We start from the raw sequence: 12,839 nt of genomic DNA, 5'->3' as shown, positions 1-12,839 counted from the left end.
GGTTTCTTTTTTATATTTTTATAATCAAAGCAATCATTTGTATGGACAACGAATCTATTACTTGTAAAAACTGCGAAAATACTTATGAAAGTGGTTTTCAATTTTGCCCTCATTGCGGACAAAAAACAAATGATGAACTTACGTTAGGCGTATTATTTTATAATACGATAAGCAATTACTTCTCTTTTGACGCGCGGTTTTTTAAAAGCTATATCCCTTTAATGTTTAGGCCAGGTTATTTGCCTAATAAGTTTGTTGAAGGTAAGCGCTTATTATATTTACATCCTGCACAGATGTATCTGTTTATTTCAGTAGTGTTTTTCTTTTTATTTTCAATAATTACAAGGGAAACTACTGAAAAATTTGATACAGCTTTAAAAAAAGGGTTTGATGAAACGGAGGCTGTTTTAGATACTATTCAAAGCAAAGCATTATCAGATTCCATTCAAGAAAAAGAATTATTAAAAGTACTAAAGGATAATAAGGATTTTATAGGTATTAGCGACGATGAAGCGATAAATATTGAATTAGATACATTATTTAAAAATAACACCGGTAAGAAACCCATTGTAGATTCGAGTTTTAATTTTAAGGAAAAAAAGATTGATTCTTTAATTGCTATAAACGCTCCAGATAGTGACATATTAAAAGCAATGGGGTTAAATGATGATGCAGGTGCCATTAAGAGAAAATTATACAGACAAGCGCTCAAGTTTTATAAACAAAGAAATGGAGGTTCTATTTTACAGGCGTTTTATGATAGTATTCCTATTGCTATGTTTATTTTGTTGCCCATTTTTGCTTTGTTACTTAAACTATTTTATTTTAGAAAAGGTAGTTTTTCACACCATTTAGTGTTTTCATTTTATTTCTTTTCGTTTTTATTTATGGTGTTTAGTATTTTAATTTTAGTAGATCTTATTTGGTCACTTTCAGGTTTATTGATTGGACTGGTCATGTTTTCAACTTTTTTCTATTTGTTATTAGCAGTAAAACATTTTTATAAACAAGGCTATTTTTTAAGCTTTGTTAAAAGTGGCATTGTTTCGTTTTTGTTCTTGAGTTTTGTAATTCCTCTTGCAGCATTAATCATTGGAATATCTGCTTTTTTATTCTACTAATGACCTTCTTTATCATGAGTCAGATATAACTAGGCGTGTATTTAACTAATAAATAAATACTTATAATTTTATGTAAGGTTGAGCGCAGGCAAAACCTATAAAAATTATCGATTTTCAAGACCTTTCGTTTAGATTCGCGAGGTACTTTTTATAAAATATATTTTTATTTCAACCAACGCTTAAGGTGGCAACTCCCTGTAATAGTAATTCTTATCCTTAAATTAGGCTTATTTTTAAATCGAACTACCTTATTTAAACCTTTTCTTTTAAATACTTGCCAGTTTCAGAAGCTTTGTTTATAATTATTTCTTCTGGAGTACCAGTTGCTACTATATACCCACCGTTTTCGCCACCTTCGGGACCTAAATCAATAATGTGGTCAGCACATTTTATAAGTTCTAAGTTGTGTTCAACAACAATAATAGAGTGTCCTTTTTCAATCAAGGCGTTAAATGATTTTAAAAGTTTTAAAATATCATGAAAGTGTAATCCCGTAGTTGGCTCATCAAAAATAAAGAGGGCTTTTTCTTTGTTGTTTCCTTTTCCTAAAAATGATGCTAATTTAATGCGTTGGGCTTCACCACCAGAAAGAGTAGAAGAGCTTTGTCCTAACGTAACATAACCTAAACCAACATCTTGTAACGGCTGGAGTTTATTTTTAATTTTAGGTTGATTATTAGTTTCAAAAAATGCGATGGCGTCATCAATGGTCATATTTAAAATAGCATCAATGTTTTTATCAGAAAACATAACTTCGAGCACTTCTTTTTTAAAGCGTTTGCCTTTACAGGTTTCACATTCTAAATGCACGTCGGCCATAAATTGCATTTCAATGGTTACTTCACCTTCACCTTTGCAAGTTTCACAGCGTCCGCCATCTACATTAAACGAAAAATGTTTTGCCTGATAGCCTCTAATCGCACTAAGTTTTTGTTTTGCATATAATGCTCTAATATCATCATATGCTTTTATGTAGGTGACTGGATTCGATCTGGAAGACCTTCCAATAGGGTTTTGATCGACAAATTCTATATGATTAACATTACTAAAGTTGCCTTCTAGAGTTGAAAACTGACCTGGTTTATCACCAAAATCTGTCAATTTTTTCTGCAAAGCAGGAAAGAGAATCTTTTTTACAAGCGTACTTTTTCCACTACCAGAAACACCAGTAACCACCGTTAGCATTCCAAGCGGAAAACTTACATTAACATTTTTTAAATTATTTTCTCTAGCCCCCATAATATCTACATGATATTTTGAACTTCTTCGTGTTTTAGGTATTTCTATTTCTAATTCGCCATTAAGATATTTAGCCGTTAATGAATTTGAAACCAAAATATCAGCAAAGGTTCCGTGAGCAACGACGTGACCTCCAAAGGTTCCGGCTTCTGGACCAATATCAATAATTTCATCGGCAGCTTTCATAATATCTTCATCATGTTCAACTACAATCACGGTATTTCCTAAATCACGCAGCTGCTTTAATACCAATATGAGGCGTTCTGTGTCTTTAGGATGCAGCCCAATGCTTGGTTCGTCTAAAATATACATAGAGCCCACTAAACTACTTCCCAATGACGTTGCTAAATTGATTCGCTGACTTTCCCCGCCAGAAAGGGTGTTAGATTTTCTATTTAAGGTTAAGTAGTCAAGTCCAACGTTCGATAAAAATTCTAATCGGTTATGTATTTCTTTTAGAAGTCTGTTAGCTATGTGATTATCGTGATCATTCAATATTAAATTTTTAAAAAAATCAGATAATTTATTTAAAGGCATTTCTACCAAATCGGTAATAGTTGCTCCGCTAATTTTAATATAGTTAGCTTCAATACGCAAACGCTTACCGTTACACGTTTTACACTTCGTTTTGCCTCGATACCTGGATAGCATCACGCGGTTTTGAATTTTATATGCTTTTGACTCGAGTTCTGCAAAAAAGGAATTTAACCCTTCAAAATATTGGTTGCCATCCCAAATGAGTTGTTTTTGTTCTGAACTTAATTCAAAATAAGGCTTATGTATAGGAAAATCAAACTTATGCGAATTATTAACTAATTGATCTCTATACCAACTCATACTTTCGCCTCGCCAGGGAAAAATGGCATTATCATAAACAGATAAGGCTGTATTTGGAATTACCAAATCGTCATCAATACCAATAATATCGCCATACCCTTCACATTTAGGGCAAGCGCCATACGGATTATTAAAGCTAAAAAGATGAACATTGGGTTCTAAAAAAGTGATTCCGTCCAGATCAAATTTATTGCTAAAGTGTTTTAGCGATTTCGTGCTTAGTCTTTCAATATAACATGCGCCCTTACCTTCAAAAAAGGCCGTTTCTACGGCATCAGCTAATCGATTTTCAAAATCTTCTTCATTTTTAAAGATGATTCTATCAACAACTAAAAAAATATCTTTTACAGATTCACTAATATCCTGAGATTCATCAATTCTAATGACCTCATTTTTTACTTTTATGCGTGCATACCCTTGTTGCTGTAAGACTTTAAGTTTGTCTTTCATTTCGCGTCCGGTTTCTAGATGAATAGGCGCAAGGAGCAACAGTTTTTCACCTTCATCAAATTGTTTTAAGTAATGTATAACATCTGAAACCGTGTCTTTTTTGACTTCATCACCAGATATGGGTGAATATGTTTTACCAATCCTAGCATATAATAACTTTAAATAATCGTAAATTTCAGTAGTGGTACCAACCGTTGATCGCGGATTGGTCGAGTTTACTTTTTGCTCAATAGCAATGGCAGGTGCAATGCCTTTAATATAATCGACCTTTGGTTTGTTGAGTCGTCCTAAAAACTGACGTGCATAACTGGATAAACTTTCAACATAGCGCCTTTGGCCTTCTGCATATAAGGTATCGAACGCCAGACTTGACTTACCAGAACCAGATAACCCCGTAATAACAACCAATTTGTTTCTTGGTATCACCACATCAATATTTTTCAAATTATGCAATTTAGCACCTTTGATGATGATATTTTGTTTAGGGTTTACGTCTGAAAGATTACTAATCATGACTTTTAAGGAATAATTTTGCAAAGATACTATAAGTATTTTATCCTACTAAAAATATTGATCTTCATTAGTTATATAATAGAGGTAGAGATAAAATTTTTATGGTGCTATTTTAGAAAAGCCATATTGTAAAAAATACGTTTTTAGGTACTTATGAGATAAAAAAAAGTATTTTTTATTATTTTTTAAGATTCTTTGTTCTTATATTTGACAAGTTATTATATCAAACAAAACACTTTTAGCCTATAGCAAAACATTACTTTTTAAAATTTAACCCCAAGCTAAGAAGACTTCTTCTATGCACAAAAAGTAATGATTATGCAATACGAACTTATTCCAGACGCAACTCTAGTATCTAATTACATTAGTGGTGATGAGTATGCCTTAGAAATTCTTATTAAGAGACATAAACAAAAAATCTATAGTTTTATATATTCTAAGGTCTACGATAGAGATCTCACTGAAGATATTTTCCAAGACACCTTCATTAAAGTGATACGAACGCTTAAACGTGGTGCTTACAACGAAGAAGGTAAGTTTTTACCATGGGTGATGCGTATCTCTCATAATTTGGTGATTGATTTTTTTAGAAAAAACAATAGAATGCCGAAATTTGATAATAGTGGTGAGTTTAGTATTTTTTCAGTGTTAAGTGACAAGACATTGAATGCAGAAAAACAAATTATTAAAGATCAAGTTGAAAATGATGTAAGACGCTTAGTTGAAGAGCTTCCAAATGATCAAAAAGAAGTGTTGCTTATGCGTATTTATGACGATATGAGTTTTAAAGAAATCTCAGATAAAACAGGGGTTAGTATTAATACAGCGTTAGGGAGAATGCGCTATGCGCTTATTAATTTGAGAAAAATTATTGATAAACATAACATAGTTTTAACCAATTAAACAATAAAAAGATATTTTGTTACGTTAGCTTTATAATTAACATAAATGATAGCTAAATGGCAAAACTTTACACTAACAATTCTATTAAAGATTTAAAAGAACGTAATCCGAAAGAAGAAACGGTTAATTTTCTTCTAAATTATTCAAAAGCTTTAAGTGTTATTAATTGTAATAAAATGAAGTTTGAAGCACTTCTAAATTAAATTTTGATAAAGTCCTGAAACTAGTTTCAGGACTTTATTGATTTATAATAATTAGTAATTACAGATTTTCTACCAATCGTTTTAGTAATAATATCTTTATCTAAATCCCAGCCTCTAGCAGGTGAATATTGTCTTCCGTACCAGATAATTTGCAAATGTAAATCGTTCCAAAGCTCTTTTGGAAATAGTCGTTTAGCATCTTTTTCTGTTTGAACCACATTTTTTCCATTACTTAAATTCCATCGGTACAAAAGTCTGTGTATATGCGTATCGACAGGAAATGCAGGCACTCCAAAGGCTTGGGACATCACCACACTGGCCGTTTTATGGCCTACTGCAGGAAGTTCCTCCAGATATTCAAAACTCTGAGGAACCTCACCATCATGTTTTTCTATAAGAATTTTGGATAATCCATGGATGCCTTTACTTTTCATAGGCGATAAGCCAACAGGTTTTATAATCTCCCTGATGTCTTCTACAGAAAGTTTAATCATGTCGAAGGGGTTATCTGCTTTTTCAAATAAAATAGGCGCTATTTTATTGACTCTAACATCCGTGCTCTGTGCTGATAATAATACGGCAATTAATAGCGTATACGGATCTTTATGATCCAGTGGAATCGGAATTTCAGGATATAATTCTTGGAGCGTTGAAATAACAAATTCAACATTTTCTTTTTTAGACATTTATTGTATTTTAGCAATAACAAAGTTAAAAAATATGACAACATTACAAGTAGGCGATAAGGCTCCTAATTTTAAAGCTTTAGATGAACAAGGAAACACCATTTCATTAACGGATTATAAAGGAAAAAAACTCATTGTTTTCTTTTACCCAAAGGCTAACACGCCCGGTTGTACTGCAGAAGCGTGTAATTTAAGTGATCATTATAAAACATTGCAAGAAGAAGGGTATGATATTTTAGGGGTGAGTGCGGATAACCAAAAGAAACAAGAAAACTTTAAAAATAAATACAAGTTTCCTTTTCCATTATTGGCTGATGAAGATAAAACCGTTATTAACGCTTTTGGAGTTTGGGGACCTAAAAAATTTATGGGTAAAGAATACGATGGAATTCATAGAACGACCTTTGTTATTAATGAAGAAGGAACTATTTCCAAAATCATTGAAAAGGTAAAAACCAAGGACCATACAAGTCAAATTCTAGAAGACTAATTTTATTTTAATTGACGCCTTCTAGAATACCCAAATAAACGTTGGTCTTTTATTATTTCTGCAATACCTTCAGGTAGCATGTCTTCCCATCCATCTTCACCATCAACAATCATTTGAAGTACTTCTCTTGATAAAATGTCCATGATATCTGGATTAAAATCTTTGATATCTAGCATTTTTCCATTGTATTTAAAGAATTTATATAATTCTTTCATACGCGGATGTACTTTTAAATTTTCACTCGTGTAAAATTCTCCAGTATCATGATTTTTTAAAGGATATAAATATACTTTCAAATCTTTAAAGAACATCTTTCCAAAGGCTTCTAAAATACCACCACTTAAGTTACGATAGTATTTTTCATCAAAAATTTGAATAAGATTATATACGCCCATGGCAAGTGCCATTCTCGCTTTTGTAAATTGCGCAAAATATTCTACCAATCTATAATATTCTTGGAAGTTTGTGATCATAACCGTTTGTCCAAGAGAGCATAATAATTCTGCTCTATCTAAGAAGTCCCGTTCATTTATCTTTCCTTCAGCTCTAAGATTGGTTAATGTAATTTCAAAAATTATTTTGACATTTTTCTTATTAACTGTTTTTTCATTGAGGAATAATTCTACCGATTTTTCATAAATATCCATATTTACTTTGGTTACCGGCCTAAAACTTCCTCTAAGCGCTAAAATATTTTTCTTATATAGTTCCTGGGCTGGTAACAAGTTCATACCATCAGGACCAAACATAACCGCTTCTGTCATTTCGTTCTTAAGAAGCTGTAAACTCATTAATCGGTTGTCGACGTACATAAATCTGCAACCAGAAAAATTGATCATATCAATTTCTATTTGATCTTTTTCGATATTATCGTATAATGATTTAACAATCTCTTTAGGATCGTCGTGCATATAAAAAGCGCCGAAAATTAAATTAACACCAAGCATACCTAAGGTTTCTTGCTGTAGCTGTGCATTGGTTTGCTTAAACCTTACGTGAATGACAATATCGTTATAATCTTCAAGTGGATCTAGTTGAAATTTAATACCAACCCAACCATGACCTTTAAATTTTTTTGAAAAATCAATAGTGGCGACGGTATTGGCAAATGAGAAAAATAATTTATCTGGATGTTTGTCTCTCGTAATTCTATCTTCGACCAGTCCAACCTCATGATTTAACATTTTACGTAAACGAGATTCACTCACATAACGGTTGTCCTTTTCAACACCGTAAATAGCATCACTAAAATCTTTATCGTAAGCTGACATTGCTTTTGCAATTGTGCCAGAACTCCCGCCGGCTCTAAAGAAATTACGAACCGTTTCCTGGCCAGCGCCAATTTCTGCAAACGTGCCGTAAATATTTTCGTTAAGATTTATCTGTAAGGATTTCTGCTTAATAGTAGGGATCTTACTTATTTCTTTATCTCCTTTTAGTTTTAAAGCCATTTTCTTTTTTTTGAAAGGTACAAAAATAGAAAAAAAAAGAAGGATTAATAAATAAAGAAAGCCATTTCAAATTTTGAAATGGCTTTGCTAAAAAAATTATGGATTTAATGATTTACATACCCTTTAATTCAGAAATTAATGATTGAATGACGGCTTTGGCATCTCCAAAGAGCATGGATGTTTTTTGATTATAAAACAATTCATTTTCTATACCCGCATAACCAGGATTCATACTTCGTTTATTGATAATAATATTTTTTGCATTTTCCACGTCTAAAATAGGCATGCCATAAATAGGACTTGATGGGTTGTTGTGGGCCGCAGGGTTTACAACGTCATTAGCTCCTACAACAAACACAATATCCGTATTTTTAAATTCTGGGTTAACATCTTCCATCTCAACAAGCTTATCGTAGTCAACATTAGTCTCTGCTAATAACACATTCATGTGACCAGGCATACGTCCTGCTACCGGATGAATGGCGTATTTAACTTCAATTCCTTTACTCGCTAATAATTGTTCTAACTCATGAATGGCATGTTGTGCCTGCGCTACTGCAAGTCCATAACCTGGAACAATAATAATGCGTTGAGAATAATTCATCATAATGGCTGCATCACTAACGGTTGTTTTTTTGATAGATCCTTTCATGGTTTCAGATTCACCTAGAGTCGCTTCATCACCGGCACTACTTCCAAAACTTCCAAAAATAACATTGACAAGTGATCTATTCATGGCATCACACATCGCAAAGGTTAGAATAGTCCCTGCAGAACCTACCAAGATACCCCCTGTTAGCATCACCATATTTCCGTAAAGAAAACCACCTAAAGCAGCGGCTAAACCCGTAAATGAGTTTAATAATGAAATGACCACAGGCATATCTGCGCCTCCAATAGGAAACACAAATAAAACACCGTATGCCAAAGCTCCAAAAAACAGCACATATAGTAACAATTGACTTTCTGTACCAGACCAAGCAATATATCCTGCAAATACAATTAAACCGGCGATGATGACATTATTAATAAGATTGTATTTTGGCAATCGAATCGGTTTATTTAGTGTTCCATTAAGTTTTGCCCAAGCAATCATACTACCAGAAAAGGATATACTCCCAATTATAATTCCAGCTACAATTGTTGTGGTAGATAAGGTCTCACCCGTATAATGTTCAAATTCGATAAGGCCAATTAAAGCCGCACTAGCACCACCCATACCATTAAAAAGTGATACTAACTCTGGCATTTTGGTCATGGCTACTTTTTTGGCTATCATCCAACCTATAATAGTTCCAATACCTATAGCCGTACCAATTAAAACATATATATATGTAGGCACCTCACCTTGATATAAGAAAATGGTTCCAAAAATAGCTAAGGTCATACCAGCTGCAGCAATGAGGTTACCCTTTCTTGCTGTTTCTGGTTTACCAAGCATCTTTAAACCAAGTATATAAGTCATTGATGCCACTAAATAGATAAATTCAAGACTAAATATATATTCCATTATTTTTTCTTTTTAAACATTTCTAACATGCGATCTGTGACAACAAAACCACCAACCACGTTAAGAGTTCCTAATAAAACAGCCACAAAGCCCAGGGCTTGTCCTAAATAATTTTCAGGGTTTACACCCAGCATTACTAAAATAGCGCCAATAATTACCACACCGTGAATGGCATTAGCTCCAGACATTAATGGTGTATGCAGTACTGCAGGCACATGGCCAATAATTTCGACTCCAACAAATATCATCAGTATCACGATATATATCATTTGGAGGTTGTTACTTACAAAATCTATTAATTCATTCATATCTTATGATGTTATTCCGTTTTGTCTTATTTCTCCATTGCGAATGATTAAAGTTTCATCTGTAATTTGATCTTCCAAATCCCATTTAAATTCATTGCCTTCCGTAAGGTGCACTAAATAGTTAAAAGTATTTTTTGCATACAAATCACTCGCATTGGTTGACACACTTTGAGGAGCAATGGTAGTTCCAATTATTTTAACCCCGTGTTTGATCACTGTTCTATTCATGATGCTTAGTTCGCAATTTCCACCTTGAGCCGCTGCCAAGTCTATAATTACCGCACCATTTTGCATTTGTTTTACTTGTTCTTTAGTAATTAATACAGGAGATCTCCTTCCAGGAATCATGGCCGTTGTAATCACTAAATCCGCTTTAAATAGTGATTTATCAACCGCTTCTTTTTGTCGTTTTGCGTAATCTTCAGAAGCTGCTTTCGCGTATCCGCCTTCAGATTCTTCACCTGTATTATCAACCATAATAAACTTAGCGCCTAAAGATTCTGCCTGTTCTTTGGTTTCTGTTCTAATATCGGTAGCCTCAACAATAGCTCCTAAGCGTTTGGCTGTTGCAATAGCCTGCAGGCCTGCAACCCCAACGCCATATACTAAAACTCTTGCAGGCGAAATAGTACCTGCGGCTGTCATCATTAACGGAAATATTTTGGTCATCTCATACGCCCCTTTAATAACAGCTTTGTAACCAGCTAAATTATTTTGAGAGCTCAATACATCCATATCCTGAGCTCTTGAAATTCGGGGCATGGCATCCATTGAAAATGCAGTAGCACCTTGTTTGGCAATAATTTTCATGTCCTTTGGATGCGATTTGTGAAATAATTGCGCAATAATGATTTGGCCCTTTTTTAATTTTTTTAATTCACTATTATCAAAAGGATTAATCTTAATTAAGACGTCTGCATTTTTAATAAGATCTTCTTTAGTTCTTAGGCTTGCACCAGCTTTACTATAATCAGAATTCTTGTAAGAAGAATTAGCACCGGCGTCTTCTTCAACTCTAACTTCAAATCCTCTTTCTATAAGTTGTTGGGCAATTTTAGGAGTAATAGCGACTCTATTATCACCTTTCTGGGTTTCTTTTAAAACACCTATTATCATTTGGGAAACGTTTTGATTTATAACAGCATAAAAATAATATTTTACAAGTGTTTAATATGTGATAATTATCATGTTTTACCTGAAATATTTAATTAATTTTTAGTTACAAAAGCGGGTTTATTATAAAAAATAATGATGGGTAAAAGTTTTAAATAAAATGTATTAATTTTAAACTCAAAATTTACTTCATTTTTTAATGAAAATCACATTCTTAGGCACAGGCACTTCTCAAGGCATTCCAATTATTGGAAGTAAACATCCTGTTTGTTTAAGTGCCGATGAGAAAGACAAAAGACTAAGGGTATCTGTACTTGTTGAATGGGATGATTACACCTATGTGATTGATTGTGGTCCCGATTTCAGACAACAAATGTTACGAGCTGACTGCAGTAAAATTGATGGTATTATATTTACACATGAGCACTCCGATCATGTTGCGGGATTAGACGATGTAAGACCCTTTTATTTCAGGCAAGGGGATATTCCAATTTATGCGCATAAACGCGTTATAGAGTCATTAACAAGACGATTTGATTACATCTTTTCAACGAAAGACAAATACCCAGGCGTGCCTACGTTAGCCATCAATACAATTGAAAATAAACCGTTTACATTAAATAATGGGGTGGTCGTTCCCATTAATGGCATGCATCATAAATTACAAGTATTCGGATTTAGATTTAAAGATTTTGCTTACTTAACTGATATGAAAACCGTTGAAGATCGTGAGATTGATAAAATTAAAAATATTAAAGTTTTGGTTGTAAATGCGTTACGCCATGAACCCCATATATCTCACTTTAATTTAGAAGAAGCTTTGCAGTTTATAGAAAGCGTAAATCCTGAAATCGCTTTTATCACGCATATTAGCCACCTATTGGGATTTCATGAAGAGGTTGAAAAAACGCTTCCTAAAAACGTATTTTTGGCTTACGATACGTTACAAATTAATATCTAAAATTAGTTATGAAACGAGCATGCCAAAAACCTTATCAAAAAATAATGATTGATAGGAAACATTAGTTAATCATTAAAAAACAATAACACAAACACATGAAACAGCGTATTTTTATTTATCTATTTATATTTTCGGTTTTGATTATTTTATTTCAATATGTGAATTCAAAACGATTGTTGGAATTTCAAAATGAGAAAATAACAAGCAGTAAAGAACAGCTAAAAACTTACAAGGATTCTATAGTGTCTTTGCAGAATGCTATTTTATATGCGTCTCATTTTAATTTGGAACACAATGAAGATGCGATCTCGTATTTTGAAAACAAAGGATATCGGGTAGATTCATTGATTCCTTTTATTAAAGATGCACTCTATAACACCAATGCGGTTTCTGGAGAGCACCCCATCGTGCCTTATGCTTCTAGCTCCGGACGAAAAATGATGATCAATACCGTGAAGTTATTAAACCATAAGTGGATTATTGCTGATTTTTCTGATGGTGAATTCTGGGGAGAACTATTGTTGCGTTATGAAATCACGCCATCAAACGAGGTCAAGTTTCATTTAGTAGAATCTTTTTTATACCCGTTTAATTAACTTTAAAAGCAATCCCTTTTTGCTTATTCGTTTCTCCAACATAGGAGTATTCGTAGGTATATGATGAATCGGTAGTTTGTAATATTTTTAAGTGAATATCTTTTTGCTCAGCCATGTTTTTAGGCTTTATCGTTCTAAAAATAACTTCGCAATCGTTTATCCAGCGCACATGACTGGAGTCTGACTTGCCGTTATAGGTTTCGACTTGGATATCTGATGTTCGTTCAAATTCAGATGCATATAACACATCATCTATGGTTACTTCACTATAATATTTTCCAGTTTTAAAGTCTTTACAATTCCTTTCAGATTGATAACACCCTAAAAGGGTCACAGAGATGCATAGGATGATTAATTGTTTCATAAACTGATTTTAATTGCAAAATTAAGAAAGAATGTGCTTAATTCTCAAAGTTTTTAAAACTTCCGTCTGAGTAAAATATAACAATGCGTTCAAT

General features: G+C 33.1%; 13 protein-coding genes. 6 read left to right on the top strand and 7 right to left on the bottom strand.

Annotation, left to right across the window (positions count from 1 at the left end):
• Positions 1-41 precede the first annotated feature (41 nt).
• Positions 42-1,121 carry a DUF3667 domain-containing protein gene (locus tag AC15TD_RS00255; RefSeq protein WP_484450141.1) on the top strand — a complete coding sequence of 360 codons (1,080 nt, stop codon included), beginning with the start codon at positions 42-44 and terminating at the stop codon, positions 1,119-1,121.
• A 252-nt stretch (positions 1,122-1,373) separates the two neighbouring features.
• Here the strand turns inward: AC15TD_RS00255 and uvrA are convergent, their stop codons facing one another.
• Positions 1,374-4,160 carry an excinuclease ABC subunit UvrA gene (uvrA, locus tag AC15TD_RS00250; protein ID WP_484450140.1) on the bottom strand — a complete coding sequence of 929 codons (2,787 nt, stop codon included), beginning with the start codon at positions 4,158-4,160 and terminating at the stop codon, positions 1,374-1,376.
• Positions 4,161-4,478: 318 nt separating this feature from the next.
• On the opposite strand from uvrA, the gene AC15TD_RS00245 reads away from it, so the two are divergent.
• Complete coding sequence (locus tag AC15TD_RS00245) at positions 4,479-5,063, top strand: RNA polymerase sigma factor (RefSeq protein ID WP_484450139.1); 585 nt, start codon at positions 4,479-4,481, stop codon at positions 5,061-5,063.
• A gap of 56 nt (positions 5,064-5,119) precedes the next feature.
• Positions 5,120-5,266 carry a hypothetical protein gene (locus AC15TD_RS00240; protein ID WP_484450138.1) on the top strand — a complete coding sequence of 49 codons (147 nt, stop codon included), beginning with the start codon at positions 5,120-5,122 and terminating at the stop codon, positions 5,264-5,266.
• A 26-nt stretch (positions 5,267-5,292) separates the two neighbouring features.
• Here AC15TD_RS00240 and AC15TD_RS00235 read toward each other — a convergent pair whose 3' ends face one another.
• On the bottom strand, positions 5,293-5,952 hold the full coding sequence (locus AC15TD_RS00235; protein ID WP_484450137.1) for an endonuclease III domain-containing protein: 660 nt from the start codon (positions 5,950-5,952) through the stop codon (positions 5,293-5,295).
• A gap of 34 nt (positions 5,953-5,986) precedes the next feature.
• Here AC15TD_RS00235 and bcp point away from each other — a divergent pair, with 34 nt between their 5' ends.
• Positions 5,987-6,442, top strand: a complete 456-nt coding sequence (bcp, locus tag AC15TD_RS00230; RefSeq protein ID WP_484450136.1) for a thioredoxin-dependent thiol peroxidase — start codon at positions 5,987-5,989, stop codon at positions 6,440-6,442.
• A 2-nt stretch (positions 6,443-6,444) separates the two neighbouring features.
• Here bcp and AC15TD_RS00225 read toward each other — a convergent pair whose 3' ends face one another.
• The 4 genes from AC15TD_RS00225 to AC15TD_RS00210 all read right to left on the bottom strand — a co-directional run bounded on the left by AC15TD_RS00225 (position 6,445) and on the right by AC15TD_RS00210 (position 10,827).
• Positions 6,445-7,893, bottom strand: a complete 1,449-nt coding sequence (locus tag AC15TD_RS00225) for a TonB-dependent receptor (RefSeq protein ID WP_484450135.1) — start codon at positions 7,891-7,893, stop codon at positions 6,445-6,447.
• A gap of 112 nt (positions 7,894-8,005) precedes the next feature.
• Complete coding sequence (locus AC15TD_RS00220; RefSeq protein WP_484450134.1) at positions 8,006-9,403, bottom strand: NAD(P)(+) transhydrogenase (Re/Si-specific) subunit beta; 1,398 nt, start codon at positions 9,401-9,403, stop codon at positions 8,006-8,008.
• A complete protein-coding gene (locus tag AC15TD_RS00215) occupies positions 9,403-9,672 on the bottom strand; it encodes an NAD(P) transhydrogenase subunit alpha part 2 (RefSeq protein WP_484450133.1) in 270 nt (89 codons plus the stop codon). Before AC15TD_RS00215 ends, AC15TD_RS00220 begins: the two co-directional genes overlap by 1 nt.
• A 42-nt stretch (positions 9,673-9,714) precedes the next feature.
• Positions 9,715-10,827, bottom strand: coding sequence for a Re/Si-specific NAD(P)(+) transhydrogenase subunit alpha (locus tag AC15TD_RS00210; RefSeq protein WP_484450132.1), 1,113 nt, complete (start codon positions 10,825-10,827; stop codon positions 9,715-9,717).
• A 196-nt stretch (positions 10,828-11,023) separates the two neighbouring features.
• Between AC15TD_RS00210 and AC15TD_RS00205 the strand changes: the two genes are divergently transcribed.
• Positions 11,024-11,785: an MBL fold metallo-hydrolase gene (locus AC15TD_RS00205; RefSeq protein WP_484450131.1), complete on the top strand. Its 762-nt coding sequence runs from the start codon at positions 11,024-11,026 to the stop codon at positions 11,783-11,785.
• 95 nt (positions 11,786-11,880) lie between these two features.
• On the top strand, positions 11,881-12,381 hold the full coding sequence (locus AC15TD_RS00200) for a hydrolase (protein WP_484450130.1): 501 nt from the start codon (positions 11,881-11,883) through the stop codon (positions 12,379-12,381).
• Here the strand turns inward: AC15TD_RS00200 and AC15TD_RS00195 are convergent.
• Positions 12,374-12,745: a DNA topoisomerase IV gene (locus AC15TD_RS00195; protein WP_484450129.1), complete on the bottom strand. Its 372-nt coding sequence runs from the start codon at positions 12,743-12,745 to the stop codon at positions 12,374-12,376. The two genes, AC15TD_RS00200 and AC15TD_RS00195, sit on opposite strands and share 8 nt — an antisense overlap.
• Between the last annotated feature and the right edge of the window lie 94 nt (positions 12,746-12,839).

This window comes from Yeosuana sp., from assembly GCF_057126245.1.
The sequence above is the reverse complement of the archived record's forward strand: the minus strand, read 5'-3'. Positions and strand labels throughout refer to the sequence as shown.